We start from the raw sequence: 16,628 nt of genomic DNA on the forward strand, positions 1-16,628 counted from the left end.
TTTTTGCTGAAAAAAGACGGGACAATGTTCATGGAATTACCAGTCAAAAATAAGCTGAAGCGCGGCCTGACGACACGCCATATTCGCTTTATGGCATTAGGGTCAGCAATAGGTACCGGCTTATTCTATGGTTCGGCTGATGCAATAAGAATGGCAGGGCCTAGTGTATTATTGGCATATCTTATTGGTGGCGTGGTGGCATTCATCATCATGCGCGCCTTGGGCGAAATGTCAGTCAATAACCCGCAAGCCAGCTCCTTCTCTCGTTATGCACAAGATTATCTTGGGCCAATGGCGGGTTATATCACCGGTTGGACCTATTGCTTTGAGATCCTGATTGTCGCTATTGCCGATGTGACTGCTTTCGGTATCTATATGGGGGTCTGGTTCCCAGATGTGCCTCATTGGGTATGGGTACTGAGTGTCGTCCTTATTATTGGCGCTATCAATATGATGAGTGTCAAAGTATTCGGCGAGTTGGAGTTCTGGTTCTCATTCTTTAAAGTTGCCACCATTATCATCATGATTCTGGCCGGTATTGGCATCATTATCTGGGGTATTGGTAACGGTGGGCAGCCGACCGGTATTCATAATCTATGGACCAACGGCGGCTTCTTCAGTAACGGTTTTGTTGGCATGATCCTATCATTGCAGCTGGTGATGTTTGCCTATGGCGGTATTGAAATTATTGGTATCACTGCCGGTGAAGCTGAAAATCCGAAAAAATCCATTCCAAAAGCGATTAACTCGGTGCCGTGGCGCATTCTGGTGTTCTATGTCGGTACACTGTTTGTCATCATGTCTATTTATCCGTGGAACCAAGTAGGCACTAACGGCAGCCCATTTGTTCTGACCTTCCAGCACATGGGAATTACCGTGGCGGCGGGTATCCTGAACTTTGTGGTTATCACCGCTTCATTATCCGCCATTAACAGCGATGTGTTCGGTGTCGGGCGTATGCTAAATGGGATGGCTGAACAGGGCCATGCACCCAAAGCCTTTGCGGCAATTTCCAAACGCGGTGTACCCTGGGTCACAGTGTTGGTGATGATGTTTGCCATGTTGATCGCGGTCTATCTCAATTACATTATGCCAGAGAATGTGTTCTTGGTTATCGCCTCGTTGGCGACTTTTGCTACTGTTTGGGTGTGGATTATGATCCTGTTCTCTCAGATTGGCTTTCGTCGTTCGTTGAGTAAAGATCAAATTAAGGCGCTGGATTTCCCGCTGCGTGGTGGCACCATCACCTCCGTGCTGGCAATCATTTTCCTGGTGTTTATCATCGGTCTAATTGGCTGGTTCCCTACCACCCGTATTTCACTGTATGTCGGGCTGGTGTGGATTGCCTTACTGTTGGTGGGCTATTACTTCAAGGTCAGCCATCAGAAGAAGCAAGCGATACTGGCGAAAGAAGCTGAATAAGACTGAATTGAACTCAATGTAAAGCCGGGAGATTTCCCGGTTTTTTCTTATCTTCGGTATCTGGTCTTTGTCTCGCAGATATTCTAATTCATCTCTCTCCGCCCCCGGTCTCATCCCTGATATTTATGCCAACAGATGATGGGCTGCGCCCAATAACATGGCACTGTTTATATCGATTAATTATTTTACGGGTGAATGTGTCGCGGCGTTAATGTCTGCACCAGATAGCCTTAACAGGAATGGTTTTGGTTAAATCAGGAGAGTTTTATGCTGAGTGGTTGGCATTTACCGGTCACGCCTTTTGTCCGTCAACGAGGCGATGCATTACATATTACTTTATGGTTGCAGGGTGATAATTTACCCGAGCAGGTTTTCTTACGTTGTGAGCCAGATAACGAAGAGTGGCTGCTTAGCATGCAGGGGCTGCAACGTGATGATTTTTGGTGTTATCGCGCGAAATTACCTTTACACGAAGGCCAGCCAACACGGCGCTATTGCTTCAAACTGTTGTGGAATGATGATCAGCAGTGGTTTGGCCCACTAGGATTTTCAAAGATACCGCCAGCGCAATTGGCGCAGTTTGCCATTGATCTGCCTGATAGTGGCCCGGATTGGGTTGCAGACCAGATTTTTTATCAGATATTCCCCGACCGGTTTGCCAGTAGCCAGGGTGAAGATGGCGTGCAGGAGGGCAGCTATACCCACCATGCTGCCGGTGTTTCTGTCTCTCGCCGAGAATGGCAACAACCGCTGGATGATACCAATGCCGCCTCAACATTCTATGGCGGCTCTCTGACCGGTATCAGTCAAAAAATCCCTTACTTACAGCAATTAGGCGTTACCGCGCTGTATTTAAACCCGATCTTTACCGCGCCCAGCGTCCATAAATATGACACGCAGGATTATTACCAAGTCGATCCTTATCTCGGGGGAGAGCAAGCCTTTCTGCAATTACGCCATGCCACTCATAAGGCTGGGATCAAATTGGTGCTTGATGGTGTATTTAATCACACTGGTGATTCTCACCATTGGTTTGACCGCCATCAGCAAGGGGAGAATGGCGCATGCCACCATCAGGATTCACCTTATCGCAGTTGGTTTAATTTCTTCCCTGATGGACGAGCACTGGATTGGAAAGGTAATGCCAGCCTGCCAAAGCTCAACTTTGCCAATGAAGGCGTGGTGAATACAATTTATCGCGGTGAAGATAGTGTAGTTCGCCATTGGTTAAAACCGCCATATAGCATTGATGGCTGGCGGCTGGATGTGGTGCATATGTTAGGGGAAGAGGGCGGAGCAAAAGGTAATTTACGCCATCTGGCAGGTATTTATCAGGCCGCGAAAGAAGAAAATCCTCAGGCTTATATTCTGGGGGAGCACTTTGGTGATGCACGTAATTGGTTGCATGCCGGAGTGGAAGATGCCGCAATGAACTATATGGGGTTTGCCTTGCCGGTGCGCAGCTTCCTGGCCGGTCAAGATGTTGCCTATCACCCGATAAAACTGCAGGCTGAGGATTGTGCCTATTGGATGGATGAATACCGTGCTGGATTGCCTCATGGTCATCAACTGCGTTTATTTAACCAGTTAGATAGCCATGATACTGCCCGGTTTATCACTCTGCTCAATGGCGATAAAACCCGCATGCAAATGGCGCTGGTATGGCTGTTTAGCTGGATTGGGGTGCCGTGCTTATTTTATGGGGATGAGATTGGGTTGGAGGGGGGGAATGACCCATACTGCCGTAAACCTTTCCCATGGGATAAAGCGCTCTGGCAAGAGGACTTGCTGGGACTGTGCCAACGAATGGCAGCTTTGCGACACAAAAGCATGGCGCTGCGACGTGGTGGATGTCAGGTTATTCATGCCAATGGAGATTCTCTGATATTTATTCGTAGCTATCAGCGTGAGCGGGTGATGGTGGCCATACAGCGTAGCCGTGATGCTGATATTTTATTGCCGGTCTCTCCATTACTTAATGTTGCTCAATGGCAGCGTATTGAAGGTTCATCGGAGTTGGATGTCACGGATGCCGGTATCAATCTGCAACTGAGTGGCGAGAGTGTCACATTGTGGCGTGGAGTTGGTGAGCACTAACTCAAGCACAGTGACCACCGTGCGAGATATTAAAAGCGGCCAAGCGCCGCTTTTTCTTTAGGTGAGATACTATATAAGACAGCGATAGAGCGTTATAACAGGTAGAGGCTATTGCCAGCTAACTTCACCGAAGGGAAAATGATATGAGCACAACGAAAAGACAGGCATTGATAATTGGAGCCTCCCGGGGTTTGGGGCTGGGCCTGGTTGATGAACTTAATCGGCGTGGATGGTCAGTGACTGCGACAACACGCGGAGCGGCAAAAGATACCAGCGCGCATGCGGCTCACTGGTTGACATTGGATATTAATCAACCTGAAAGTATTAAAGCATTTTTACCACAAGTTGAGGGCCAGAAGTTTGACCTGATATTTGTTAACGCGGGCATTTCGGGGCCGGAACATCAATCTGCGGTTGAGGCTAAGCCGGAAGAGATCCTCGAATTGTTCCAAACTAATGCAATTTCACCCATTCGTATCGCCCAATATCTGCTAGCACAACGTAACCCAACCCACAGTGTATTGGCCTTTATGTCGTCTCAATTGGGTAGCCTTGATCATAATGCTTCTGGGCATAAGCCTTTGTATTCAGCAAGTAAGGCCGCACTGAATATGATGACGCGCAATTTGGTGGCTGAAGTGGCCGACCCATCGCTAACCGTATTATCCATTCATCCGGGTTGGGTAAAAACGGATATGGGAGGAGATGCCGCGCCATTGACCATTGCGACCAGTGTGAAAGGGGTTGTTGACCAAATTGAACGCGCTTCAGGTAAAGGCGGGCATGGCTTTATTGACTACCAGGGGCATACATTGCCTTGGTGATATAATTCAGCGGGTAAATCCCCCATCGATGCATTGATGGGGGGCGACATAATTTACCTATTAGTAACCAATCGCGGCGCCGGCAGGGCGACGAACGTCATTGGCCCCATACAAGTAGCCCTCGCGGACTTTGCCTGAGACGGCAGAATCATTCCCTGAATTGGCAGGGCTAACCCCTTCAACGCCAGCCAAGCCAACTAAAATGAGCTCGGCGGCGCCCCATGGGTTCTGTTCAACCATTTTATATCCCATTGTCTTCAGCAGATTAAGAGTATCTGCGGAAACACCGCGTTGCTCGTAGTAAACCTCGTCGGGTAACCACTGATGGTGGATACGTGGCGCATCCACCGCCTCTTGTGGTGCCATGCCGTGGTCAATCACGTTCAATGCTGTTTGCAAGGTAATAGTAATGATCCTAGAGCCACCAGGTGACCCTAAAACCATAAATGTCTTACCATCTTTGGTCACTAAAGTTGGGCTCATGGACGATAGTGGGCGCTTACCGGGGGCGATGGAGTTCGTTGCTCCCTGAACTAAGCCATACAGATTTTGCTCACCCACTTTGACCGTAAAGTCATCCATCTCATCATTCAGGAAAAAGCCTGTACCAGGTGCTATCACGACTGCGCCAAAGCGGCCATTAACTGTGTAGGTGGTAGAGACGGCATTACCTTCATGATCGACAATAGAATAGTGGGTTGTTTCCGGTTTTTCATGTGGCTGCATACCCGGCTGAACTTCTACTGATGGCGTCGCTTTATTGGCGACGATTTGCTTACGAATATCAGCGGCATAACTTTTGCTCAGCAGGCGGTCAATGGGATTCTTAACAAACTCCGGATCACCGAGGAAAGTATTGCGATCCATATAGGCATGGCGCATAGCTTCTGTCAGCGTATGAATGTAAGCAGCAGAGTTAAAACCCATGCCTTTCAGGTCATAGCCCTCAAGGACATTTAATGTTTCACATAATGTCACCCCACCCGAGCTAGGTGGCGGGGAAGAGACAAATTTATAGCCACGATAACTACAGGTAATCGGGGTGGTTTCGGTGATTTTATAGTTGGCAAAATCGGCTGCGGTAAGAATGCCGCCACCTTTTTTAGCTGCTACTTCAACTGCTTGCGGTATTTTTCCTTGATAGAATGCATCCGGCCCTTTTGCAGAAATAGCCGTCAGGGTTTCTGCCAAATCCGCTTGAATCAGGCGATCTCCCGGTTGCAGTGCTTCCCCATTTTGGCGCAGGAAAATTCTAGCAGATTCAGGATCTTGCCGGAATCTTTTGACAGTTGTGTCCAGAATATCAGTGTCGGCGCGGGTCAATATAAAGCCCTCACGGGCCAGTTTGATTGCTGGAGCCATCACTTGCTGACGAGTCAATTTGCCGTATTTCTTCTGGGCACTGTCCATACCCAACACGGTGCCTGGGACACCGGCGGCCAAATAGCCATATAAACTGGCATCTTTGGTGACTTTACCTTCTTTATCCAGATACATATCAGCGCTGGCTGCGGCAGGTGCTGTCTCACGGAAATTTATAAATGTGTCAGTCCCATCAGCTAGGTGAATGGTCATAAATCCCCCTCCGCCAATATTGCCACAGCAGGGATTGACTACCGCCTGTGCATAACCCACAGCCACCGCAGCATCAATCGCATTTCCACCCATTTTTAAAATGTCTGTCCCAACCTGTGAAGCCAGATACTGGGAGGTTACCACCATGCCATTTTTCGCTTCTACCGCCGGTGTTGAGGCCGCATGTAGCGTACCGCTTACCAACAAAGCCAATATAGCCAAGGGCTTGTTCCATTTTTTTAAATACATTCTGACTCCTGTTATTTCCTGCCGCCAGGGATTACCCGGTCATTTTTGTCTGGCAGCTTAAAAGCGCTGCTTATGGAATGTGCAAAACACATACCAGTAATAATTAATAGCAGAATAAATGTTTGTAGCAGCTAATTAATTGGCGACGGAAGGTGGCTGAGTCAGCTATTTCTGGGCTAATAGGTTGATTTTTGCTCAGTGAAAATTAAATGAAATGAAAGCAACTGATTGAAAATAAAGCGATATTCTTAAGGAAGATAAGGTGGGATTAGAAATAATAGTTATATAGACTTCGTGACGGGGGCTTGAAGCTGTCTGCTTTAGGTGCTTATTTCACGTTGAGAGTAGACAGAGAAAAGCCCCGTATCAATGTTAATTAATACGAGACTCTCTGTAATACCCGAGTCAGGGTAGCCATTTTATTGTCGGTTGCAGTTTTCAGGCACCCATTTTTAATATTTATGAACTTAAGCTATCTCAAAATAAAAAAGCCAGTCAGCGAGAACTGACTAGCTTTATATCCCCTGAATAAATCAGGGGAGGCATAAACTGTTATTACAGTTTAGAGGCGTTTTCTGACAGGTATTTAGCAACGCCATCTGGAGAAGCGCCCATACCGGCTTTACCTTTTTCCCACTGAGCAGGGCAAACATCGCCGTGTTCTTCGTGGAATTGCAGCGCGTCAACCATACGCAGCATTTCATCAATGTTACGACCTAGTGGCAGGTCGTTAACCACTTGGTGACGGACTACGCCATTTTTGTCGATCAGGAAAGAACCACGCAGTGCAACACCAGCATCTGGGTGTTCAATACCGTAGGCTTTCTGAATTTCACGTTTGATATCAGCAACCATTGGGTATTTAACTTCACCAATACCGCCTTTATCAACTGGGGTTTTACGCCATGCGTTGTGGACAAACTCGGAGTCAAAAGAAACACCAACAACTTCAACGCCACGTTTCTGGAATTCTTCGTAACGGTGGTCGAAAGCGATCAACTCTGAAGGACAAACGAAAGTGAAGTCCATTGGCCAGAAGAACAGGACGGCAGGGCGGCCGTTCAGGTGTTTTTTCAGGTTGAAGTTTTCAACGATTTCGCCGCTACCAAGAACAGCAGCTGCTGTAAAATCAGGGGCTTGACGAGTTACCAGAACCATAAATTACTCCTGTTAATAGGGATGGATTAACCAGTTGTCTTAAAAGTATCGGCACAGCATAGGTATTTAAGCTCAATGAATAAAGGGATAAATACCAATTGCTGTGATAGCTTTTACCTATTGTTACAACGATTTTAGTTTCGTAGTCTTGCTAAGATACCCATTCTCACAGAAAGAGCAAGTGGCTTCGTGTCAATAACCATACAAACTAAAATGTTTTAATCTATATTTGCTTATGTTGTGCCTGTCCCATCATGGCAGGATAAAATGCCCAGAACAGCTGTTCTAGTGGCTGATAGTGTTGTTCTATGTCGTGAAAAGAGCCTGCGAGCGCCGCCAGCTTAGGCCGTCTATTTGCCATACCTTGTAACACATCAGCTATAAAGGGTAGTTCAGCGTAGCGTTCCAGCCAACGCTCAGGCCACAGATAGGCATTTAGGTTCTGGAAACGTGCCGGTGTCTGCGGTAAATGCGGTAAAATTTGGTGTTGCGCATGTTCAATAAAGTCGGGTAATGGGCAGCTTGGCATCAGTTTATCCCAGTTGCGTGCGAGAAAATGATCCCACAAGACATCCAGAGTAATAGGGGCCACCCGCCGATAATCAGCACTGAAATAGCCGCGGGCCTCTTTAACCAACGGTAAGGTATCGGTCATAACATCAACGCGACGATGCATCATTATACCAGCGACGATATCAGGGGAATATTCACCCTGCGGATTACCGCGGACAAAGTCGGCCATTAAATTGCCTAATAAAGAGCTATCGGCCAATGTTGCGAGATGAAGGTGAGCGAGAAAATTCATGAACGAAGTATATACCTTTATTACTTTAAGTTGCAGCCTGCCCTTGGGGGCTCTAGACTAGCGGCCTATTTTTGTGAACTGGCCCAGTATAACTTGTTGGCCGGATCTGTCCTTATATGAAGTGGAAAGCCATGCGTGTTGCCGATTTTTCTTTTGAGCTCCCGGAATCTCTGATTGCCCATTACCCCCAGCCCCAGCGTAGCGGTTGCCGCTTATTGTCACTGGATGGCCCAACGGGAATGCTAACGCACGGTATTTTCACCGATTTACTGGATAAGTTGGAGCCAGGTGATCTGCTGGTATTCAATAATACTCGGGTTATTCCCGCGCGGCTATTTGGTCGTAAAGCCAGCGGTGGCAAGCTGGAAGTACTGGTAGAGCGGGTTCTGGATGATAGCCGTGTGCTGGCCCATATAAAAGCTTCAAAAGCACCGAAACCCGGCACCGAGTTGCTGCTGGGGGATGATGAAAGCATCCGAGCGACTATGCTTGCCCGCCATGACACCTTATTTGAGCTGCGGTTTGATGATGAACGGGATGTTTTCACTATCCTGAATCTGGTCGGCCATATGCCTTTGCCTCCTTATATTGATCGCCCTGATGAAGATGCTGATCGCGAACTGTACCAGACGGTATATAGCCAGCGCCCAGGAGCCGTTGCAGCACCAACTGCCGGGCTACATTTCGATGAGCCGCTGCTGGCTGCATTACGTGATAAAGGTATTGAGATGGCCTTTGTCACCTTACATGTCGGCGCTGGAACATTCCAGCCAGTGCGGGTCGATACCATTGAAGAGCATATTATGCATTCCGAATATGCAGAAGTGCCTCAAGAGGTGGTAGATGCAGTACTGGCCTGTAAGGCCCGTGGTAATCGAGTGGTCGCTGTGGGTACCACATCCGTACGTTCATTAGAAAGTGCCGCCAGGGCTAGCGAGAACGGCCTTATCTCCCCTTTCTTTGGTGATACTCGCATCTTTATTTACCCGGGATATCACTATCAAGTAGTGGATGCTTTGGTCACCAACTTCCATTTACCTGAATCAACATTGATAATGCTGGTTTCTGCTTTCGCTGGTTATAAAAATACCATGAATGCTTATCAGCAGGCCGTTGCAGAGCAATATCGTTTTTTCAGTTACGGTGATGCCATGTTCATCAGCCGTAATCCACGGGCACCGGAAGAGACGGTCAACCCGTAAATTTTAGGTCACACTCGTGGTGTGATCCGGCAAAACAACATTGGACTGTTTTTCCGATGCTGGAGGTTATGTGAAGTACGAATTACAAAAAACTGACGGGCGTGCTCGTCGTGGTCGTCTGATATTTGAACGTGGTGTCGTCGAGACTCCGGCATTTATGCCAGTGGGTACCTACGGCACCGTCAAAGGGATGACACCGGAAGAAGTCAAAGAAACAGGTGCACAGATCTTGCTGGGCAACACCTTCCACCTTTGGTTGCGCCCGGGCCAGGAAATCATGAAGTTACATGGTGACTTGCATGATTTTATGCAATGGCATGGCCCTATTCTGACTGACTCAGGCGGCTTCCAGGTATTCAGTCTGGGTGCGATGCGCAAAATCAAAGAAGAGGGGGTGACGTTCCAGAACCCAATCAACGGCGATAAAGTGTTCCTCAGCCCAGAAAAATCGATGGAAATTCAGTACGATCTCGGTTCCGATATCGTGATGATTTTTGACGAATGTACCCCATATCCTGCGGACTGGGATTATGCCAAGCGCTCGATGGAAATGTCGCTGCGTTGGGCTGCCCGTAGTCGCCAACGCTTTGATGAACTGAACAATAAAAATGCATTGTTTGGTATTATTCAGGGCGGCGTTTACGAAGATTTACGAGATGTGTCAGTAAAAGGGCTGGTAGATATTGGTTTTGATGGTTACGCTGTGGGCGGCTTGGCGGTAGGTGAGCCAAAAGAAGATATGCATCGTATTTTGGAGCATGTTTGCCCGCAAATTCCGGCGGATAAACCACGTTACTTGATGGGCGTGGGGAAACCAGAGGATTTGGTTGAAGGTGTACGTCGTGGCATCGACATGTTCGACTGTGTGATGCCGACACGTAACGCCCGTAACGGCCATCTGTTTGTCACTGACGGTGTGGTAAAAATCCGTAATGCCAAACATAAGAGCGATACTGCAACGTTGGACGAACACTGTGATTGCTACACTTGTCGCAATTATAGTCGTGCCTACTTGCATCATCTCGACCGTTGCAACGAAATACTGGGTGCACGGCTAAATACCATTCATAACCTGCGTTACTACCAACGCTTAATGGCGGGTTTACGTCAGGCTATTGAAGAGGGTAAATTAGAGAGCTTCGTCGAAGATTTCTATGGCCGGATAGGGAAACCTGTTCCACCACTATTATCTTCACAATTAAGCGTTTGATTTAAAAATTATTGTCTTTGTATTTATAGATTGAGCAGTTACGATTCGCTGTTACTGATTCTATCGCACTGATTTCACACTGATATTGATAACAATGAGGGAATTTTAATGAGTCTTTTCATTTCCGATGCTGTCGCATCCGCTGGGGCTCCGGCTCAGAGCAGCCCGTACTCCCTGGTGATTATGCTGGTGGTATTTGGTCTGATTTTCTACTTCATGATCCTGCGTCCACAGCAAAAACGTGCTAAAGAACACAAAAAACTGATGGATTCTATTGGTAAAGGTGATGAAGTGCTGACCACTGGTGGTTTGCTTGGTCGTGTCACTAAAGTAGCGGAAACGGGTTATATCGTCATCGCACTGAACGACACCACTGAAGTGATGATCAAACGTGACTTCGTTGCTGCCGTTTTACCGAAAGGTACAATGAAGGCTCTGTAATTTTCGATTTTCCCGAAGGGAATTGCCGTGTTAAACCGTTATCCTTTGTGGAAGTATCTGATGCTGATCGTTGTGATCTTCGTCGGTCTGCTATATGCACTTCCCAACCTTTATGGTGAGGATCCGGCTGTTCAAATCACTGGTGCGCGAGGAATCGCCGCCAGTGAAACAACGCTGGTCCAAGTCCGTGACGTTTTAGAAAAAGACAACATAGCGAGCAAGTCCATTGCGCTGGAAAACGGCGCAATTCTGGCTCGCTTTAGAGATCCTGACGTCCAGTTACGCGCCCGTGAGGCACTGATGGCTGCGATGGGGGACCAATACGTAATTGCCCTAAACCTGGCTCCAGCAACGCCTTCATGGCTGGCTAGATTAGGTGCAGAGCCGATGAAGCTTGGCCTCGACCTGCGTGGTGGTGTGCACTTCTTGATGGAAGTGGATATGGATACCGCACTTGGCAAGCTGCAAGAGCAAACGATGGATACTCTGCGCACCGATCTGCGTGAGAAAAATATCCCGTATGCAACGGTGCGTAAACTCGACAATTATGGTGTTGAAGTACGTTTCCGCGATGATAAAACCCGCGATGACGCTGTCAGCTACCTCTCTTCTCGCCACCGTGATCTGGTGATTGGCTCCAATGGCAGCAATTCGTTAAAAGCTGTGATGAGTGATGACCGTCTGCGTGAGGCGCGTGAATATGCTGTTCAGCAAAACATTACTATTCTGCGTAACCGGGTTAACCAATTAGGTGTAGCCGAGCCGTTGGTTCAGCGCCAGGGGTCAGATCGTATTGTGGTTGAATTACCCGGTATTCAAGATACCGCTCGTGCTAAAGAAATTCTTGGTGCGACTGCAACTCTGGAATTCCGTCTGGTAAACAGCAATGTTGATGCCTCTGTGGCGGCTTCCGGTCGTGTGCCGGGTGACTCAGAAGTCAAAAATACCCGCGAAGGCCGCCCGGTTGTCTTGTACAAACGCGTTATCCTGACCGGTGACCACATCACCGACTCAACTTCCAGTACCGACGAGTATAACCAGGCTCAGGTTAATATCTCGCTCGACAGTGCCGGTGGTTCGTTGATGTCTAATTTTACCAAAGACAATATCGGCAAGCCGATGGCGACTTTGTTCGTAGAATATAAAGACAGCGGTAAAAAAGATGCCAATGGCCGGGCGATTCTGGTTAAGCAGGAAGAAGTTATTAACGTCGCGACTATTCAGTCTCGCTTGGGTAACAGTTTCCGCATAACCGGTATTGATAATCCAGCTGAAGCTCGTCAGCTTTCCCTGTTGCTGCGTGCTGGTGCATTGATTGCACCAATCCAGATCGTGGAAGAGCGTACAATTGGGCCAACTTTGGGTTCACAGAACATTGCTCAAGGTTTGGAAGCTTGCTTGTGGGGCTTGGCGGTTTCTATCCTGTTTATGGTGATTTACTACCGTAAGTTTGGTGTGATTGCCAGTACCGCATTGTTGGCTAACCTGGTGTTGATCGTGGGTGTGATGTCCCTATTGCCGGGGGCGACATTAACCATGCCGGGTATTGCCGGGATCGTATTGACGCTGGCGATAGCAGTTGATGCTAACGTACTGATTAACGAGCGAATAAAAGAAGAGTACAAGAACGGGCGGACGATACAGCAAGCGATTCATGAAGGGTACAAAGGTGCCTTCTCAAGTATCGTCGATGCAAACGTAACGACACTTATCACAGCCATCATTCTTTATGCTGTGGGTACCGGTTCGATTAAAGGCTTTGCTATTACAACGGCAATCGGTGTTGTAACGTCAATGTTCACCGCAATAGTCGGTACTCGTGCCATCGTCAACCTGCTTTACGGCGGCAAGCGCATTAACAAGCTGTCTATTTGAGGAGTACGTTGTGGCACAGGATTATACTGTTGAACAACTGAACTATGGCCGTAAAGTCTATGACTTTATGCGCTGGGATTACGTTGCTTTCGGCATCTCACTGCTGTTGTTAGTGGCATCCATTGTGGTGATGTCCACTAAAGGGTTTAACTGGGGTCTGGATTTCACCGGTGGTACGGTGATTGAAATTAACCTAGAAAAGCCCGCGGATCTGGATCAACTGCGTGACACTCTGGAAGCGGCGGGCTTTGAGTCGCCAATCCTGCAGAACTTTGGTAGCACTCGTGATGTAATGGTACGTATGCCACCTGCAACCGGGACTGCCGGGCAGGAGCTGGGTAACAAAGTCATCTCAGTCATCAATGAGTCAGTTGATAAGAATGCATCAGTAAAACGTATCGAATTCGTCGGGCCAAGCGTGGGCAGTGATTTAGCTCAAGCGGGTGGTATGGCGCTGTTGGTCGCGTTGCTCTGTATTCTGGTTTATGTTGGTTTCCGTTTTGAATGGCGTTTGGCGCTGGGGGCGGTTATCGCTCTGGCGCATGACGTGGTCATTACCATGGGGATCTTGTCGTTATTCCATATTGAGATTGACCTAACCATCATCGCTTCATTGATGTCTGTTATTGGTTACTCACTTAACGACAGTATCGTGGTATCTGACCGTATTCGTGAGAACTTCCGCAAGATTCGCCGCGGTACGCCTTACGAAATCATGAACGTGTCTCTGACCCAGACTTTAAGCCGTACTATCATGACATCTGCAACCACGCTGATGGTGGTATTGATGCTGTTTATCTTCGGTGGTGCGATGTTGCAAGGCTTCTCACTGACGCTGCTGATTGGTGTTTCCATCGGTACTGTTTCATCCATCTACGTGGCGTCCGCGCTGGCGTTGAAACTGGGTATGAAACGTGAGCATATGTTGCAGCAGAAAGTTGAGAAAGAAGGTGCTGATCAGCCTTCAATCCTGCCGTGATAGCTTAATCTAAGATAAGCCCTGATGCTGTGATTGTGGCATCAGGGCTTTTTTTTTGTCGGTACATTTACTATTTTCCCTGCCACTCTCCCGCAGTAAAAAGACTTGTATTACCTTATCTTGATTTTTAAATTTATTGAAGACACTGAGTAAGCCATCACTCCTAGTGAGTATATTTTTAAAAATATATTTATGATGAAAAGAAAATATTAAATAACACTATTTTATAAAATCTAGCTTTGATTTGATAGTTATCACATTAGTCCAGCGCTATCGTTATTTTTTTGAAGCATATGCTTCAGTATTTTCTTGTTAGGGGGATTCAATGGCGATTACATCAATTAATTTAGGTAATGATATTCATGCTAACTATATCAATTCAAGAGAAAAACAACAGGGGGGCGATAATACATTTGATAAAATAAAAACAGAAGTAATTCAGAACCTACGCAGTTTAAAAATAAAAAAACCGGAACTTTATGAAAATATTGAAAATTGCTGTTCATTACAGGATCTTGTAAACAACATTAACTCTTATCTTAATGAAAATAAAAGTAAGAGTGAATGTAGATCTTTTATTGACTTAATTAGACAGAATAATCATTCAAAGCTTAATGAAAAATATGAAATAAAAGAAGTTCACGACCACTTCTATCCAATGGCTCAGAATAATAAAGATGACGGAAAAGTAAAATTAGTAAATGAGTCGAATAATCCATTTGATGCCCCTACCCCAAAAGTTGAAGAGTTACTTGAGTTGTACCGGACTGACGTCATCGGAAAGTATAAAGGGAGAAAAGCTATTGAGTTGGAAGGTGATGTTTGCACCATAGAGGACTTTTGCCATGAAATTAATAAAGTTTATGGTCGTATAACTTCTCATTTGAGTAGTAACCTTAAACCTATATTGGCTGATTTTGCTAAGCGTGACGATGTTAGGAATGTGATAGGAACTCAGAAAAAAAATAATTTTTTCTACCAACTAATCGATAAAGAATACCAGGTGATAAACGAAAGAAATGATAAGTACTCTACTGAGGATAATATTCATTATTTAAAGTCCCAATCAATAGCCGCTAGAACTGAACCCATGCCTTTGAAGCCGGTTGAATTGACAGCCGGCACTACACTCAATCGGCAGCAAGTTGCAGTAAGACCTAGTGAACCTTATGGGAATCCTTTTCTAGTTCCAGAGCCTAAGATTGAACAACTGATCAATCTGTATAATGAGAAAGTTGTTAATGCCTATAACGGTAAGAAAGTGATTACCCTAACAGAGAATATCGACACAATAGAACGCTTTTGCCAAGAAATTAATAGAATAAAAAATAGTACCAGCCAGTCATCACAAAGTTCACGTTTTAACTTGTTAGTTGATTTTTTTAAGAATAAAGAAGTCGACGATCTACTTGGCAAAATGAGGGGTTACCCAGAGGATTTTTATGTTAAAGGCAGCGAGGTAAATTGTGCAAATGGATTGTTACTACAGAAAATACTAAATGAATATGTGAATGGTTTAGATAAAAATAAATCTCTCTCACAATCAGATCATTATAAAAAAATAAAAACTGATTTAGGTAACTTAACATCAAGTACAACTGTCTCAATTGAATTAGAAAGTAATGGGAATATTATTATCAGAAACTTTCCTGAGAGTAACGAAAAGATAGCGTTAATGTTGACTGAATTACTAAAGAAGCATAAATCGAATGGTTCATTTAGTGAGAAGATAGCTGAGTATTTGAAAGTATCTCGTCTTGGCGCACATATGCAATTACAGCTATTATTAAATGGTGATAATGTGCATGTGGCTTTAAACCAAGATACAGAAGAGTCGATAAGAGATAAAATAACGCATTTAAGTGACTTAATGGATTTTGTTGGAAAGCATCTAAAATATGTTAATACTCAATTAAATGACTTTCCTGCATTACCGGCTAAAGGTACTTCCCTTAAAGAATTGCAAGGGTACTATTTCGACCAGACTCTTGCTTTTGATATTCATCCCTCCATGTACACCGAACCACAGGGGATGTTTATTTCGGCTAAGCGGTGGTTAAATGTGAAATGGGGAAGCATCATTGGTGATGTGACAGCCAAGACTTATTTTGGTCGGGAAGGTGACAAACCAATAGATACCATAAGAAACTTAAGAGAGATTCTCGATAGAAATTTAAATAACCAAAACTATGAAAAGACGGCTTTAAATAACTATAAATACCAAGTTATTAACGAGGGTCTTAATCGAATAGAAGAACAGGCAAAAACATTAAATAATTTAATATCCAAGCGTATGCTGTCGGTAGATATGGCCAAAAAAGTGACTTTTGCCTTTTGCTATTCAGTGGCATCGGAATGCGTTGATCTTAAGCAACAATCAAAATCAATCAATTTTAATAAATTCTTAACCAGAGTTAAGGTTATTGCTCCTTTAGCTGCAGTGCTGTCTGTGGGGATTCTTGTTGCAGGTGTTGGCGGTGCGACTTTGGCTCCAATACTTGCCATCGGAATCTGCTGTATCGGTATCTTCTATCTCTTTATAAAGTGTAAACCCAAGTTGGAAAAAAGTGAGATGAGCAAACAACTGACTGATGCAATGTCAGGCTTGGTTTACCAAAAAGATTTTTACCTGGATAGCCACGATGTCAGTTGGGGAGAAGCATGGAAATATCGTAAAGGTGCGATTAAATCTTGGTGGTCTGGGGAGCAGGCAGCCGCGCCAACCCTATCTGAACCGTCAAATAGCGCATTGATACACAACACTGACTGATCCGGCCTTTGTTGTCGCGAC

12 protein-coding genes are annotated in these 16,628 nt (G+C 45.8%); 9 read left to right on the top strand and 3 right to left on the bottom strand.

Translation table 11 applies throughout. The annotated features are described in order from the left end of the window. The first annotated feature begins 30 nt into the window (after positions 1–30). From proY to DJ58_RS03940, 3 genes are all read left to right on the top strand, one after another. Positions 31–1,422 carry a proline-specific permease ProY gene (proY, locus tag DJ58_RS03950; RefSeq protein WP_004707514.1) on the top strand — a complete coding sequence of 464 codons (1,392 nt, stop codon included), beginning with the start codon at positions 31–33 and terminating at the stop codon, positions 1,420–1,422. A 267-nt stretch (positions 1,423–1,689) separates the two neighbouring features. Beyond that, positions 1,690–3,519, top strand: a complete 1,830-nt coding sequence (gene malZ / locus DJ58_RS03945; protein WP_004707516.1) for a maltodextrin glucosidase — start codon at positions 1,690–1,692, stop codon at positions 3,517–3,519. Positions 3,520–3,662: 143 nt separating this feature from the next. After that, a complete protein-coding gene (locus DJ58_RS03940; RefSeq protein WP_032910663.1) occupies positions 3,663–4,343 on the top strand; it encodes an SDR family oxidoreductase in 681 nt (226 codons plus the stop codon). A 60-nt stretch (positions 4,344–4,403) separates the two neighbouring features. Here the strand turns inward: DJ58_RS03940 and ggt are convergent, their stop codons facing one another. From ggt to DJ58_RS03925, 3 genes are all read right to left on the bottom strand, one after another. Further along, positions 4,404–6,167, bottom strand: a complete 1,764-nt coding sequence (gene ggt / locus DJ58_RS03935) for a gamma-glutamyltransferase (protein WP_004707519.1) — start codon at positions 6,165–6,167, stop codon at positions 4,404–4,406. Positions 6,168–6,722: 555 nt separating this feature from the next. Then, a complete protein-coding gene (locus DJ58_RS03930) occupies positions 6,723–7,325 on the bottom strand; it encodes a peroxiredoxin C (protein WP_004707520.1) in 603 nt (200 codons plus the stop codon). 223 nt (positions 7,326–7,548) lie between these two features. Further along, positions 7,549–8,130: an acyl carrier protein phosphodiesterase gene (locus DJ58_RS03925; RefSeq protein WP_032910664.1), complete on the bottom strand. Its 582-nt coding sequence runs from the start codon at positions 8,128–8,130 to the stop codon at positions 7,549–7,551. Positions 8,131–8,261: 131 nt separating this feature from the next. On the opposite strand from DJ58_RS03925, the gene queA reads away from it, so the two are divergent. The 6 genes from queA (at position 8,262) to DJ58_RS0121935 (ending at position 16,607) form a co-directional block, all read left to right on the top strand. Continuing rightward, the gene (gene queA, locus DJ58_RS03920) at positions 8,262–9,332 is read left to right on the top strand and encodes a tRNA preQ1(34) S-adenosylmethionine ribosyltransferase-isomerase QueA (RefSeq protein ID WP_032913313.1); all 1,071 of its coding nucleotides are present in this window, start codon (positions 8,262–8,264) and stop codon (positions 9,330–9,332) included. A gap of 70 nt (positions 9,333–9,402) precedes the next feature. Next, a complete protein-coding gene (gene tgt / locus DJ58_RS03915; RefSeq protein WP_004707524.1) occupies positions 9,403–10,542 on the top strand; it encodes a tRNA guanosine(34) transglycosylase Tgt in 1,140 nt (379 codons plus the stop codon). A gap of 108 nt (positions 10,543–10,650) precedes the next feature. Continuing rightward, complete coding sequence (yajC, locus tag DJ58_RS03910) at positions 10,651–10,983, top strand: preprotein translocase subunit YajC (protein ID WP_005166605.1); 333 nt, start codon at positions 10,651–10,653, stop codon at positions 10,981–10,983. Between the two features lie 27 nt (positions 10,984–11,010). Further along, positions 11,011–12,858 carry a protein translocase subunit SecD gene (gene secD, locus DJ58_RS03905; protein WP_071985019.1) on the top strand — a complete coding sequence of 616 codons (1,848 nt, stop codon included), beginning with the start codon at positions 11,011–11,013 and terminating at the stop codon, positions 12,856–12,858. A 10-nt stretch (positions 12,859–12,868) separates the two neighbouring features. Further along, on the top strand, positions 12,869–13,837 hold the full coding sequence (secF, locus tag DJ58_RS03900) for a protein translocase subunit SecF (RefSeq protein WP_004707528.1): 969 nt from the start codon (positions 12,869–12,871) through the stop codon (positions 13,835–13,837). A 1,090-nt stretch (positions 13,838–14,927) separates the two neighbouring features. Continuing rightward, the gene (locus DJ58_RS0121935) at positions 14,928–16,607 is read left to right on the top strand and encodes an MFS transporter permease (RefSeq protein WP_370447134.1); all 1,680 of its coding nucleotides are present in this window, start codon (positions 14,928–14,930) and stop codon (positions 16,605–16,607) included. The last annotated feature ends 21 nt before the right edge of the window (positions 16,608–16,628 follow it).

This window comes from Yersinia frederiksenii ATCC 33641 (genome assembly GCF_000754805.1).
GTDB lineage: Bacteria > Pseudomonadota > Gammaproteobacteria > Enterobacterales > Enterobacteriaceae > Yersinia > Yersinia frederiksenii.

Bases quoted from the DNA above. Each gene is read 5' to 3' on its own strand.
- malZ (WP_004707516.1), top strand. From the start codon at position 1,690: ATGCTGAGTGGTTGGCATTTACCGGTCACGCCTTTTGTCCGTCAACGA.
- yajC (WP_005166605.1), top strand. From the start codon at position 10,651: ATGAGTCTTTTCATTTCCGATGCTGTCGCATCCGCTGGGGCTCCGGCT.
- ggt (WP_004707519.1), bottom strand. From the start codon at position 6,167: ATGTATTTAAAAAAATGGAACAAGCCCTTGGCTATATTGGCTTTGTTG.
- DJ58_RS0121935 (WP_370447134.1), top strand. From the start codon at position 14,928: ATGCCTTTGAAGCCGGTTGAATTGACAGCCGGCACTACACTCAATCGG.
- DJ58_RS03930 (WP_004707520.1), bottom strand. From the start codon at position 7,325: ATGGTTCTGGTAACTCGTCAAGCCCCTGATTTTACAGCAGCTGCTGTT.
- DJ58_RS03925 (WP_032910664.1), bottom strand. From the start codon at position 8,130: ATGAATTTTCTCGCTCACCTTCATCTCGCAACATTGGCCGATAGCTCT.
- DJ58_RS03940 (WP_032910663.1), top strand. From the start codon at position 3,663: ATGAGCACAACGAAAAGACAGGCATTGATAATTGGAGCCTCCCGGGGT.
- proY (WP_004707514.1), top strand. From the start codon at position 31: ATGGAATTACCAGTCAAAAATAAGCTGAAGCGCGGCCTGACGACACGC.
- queA (WP_032913313.1), top strand. From the start codon at position 8,262: ATGCGTGTTGCCGATTTTTCTTTTGAGCTCCCGGAATCTCTGATTGCC.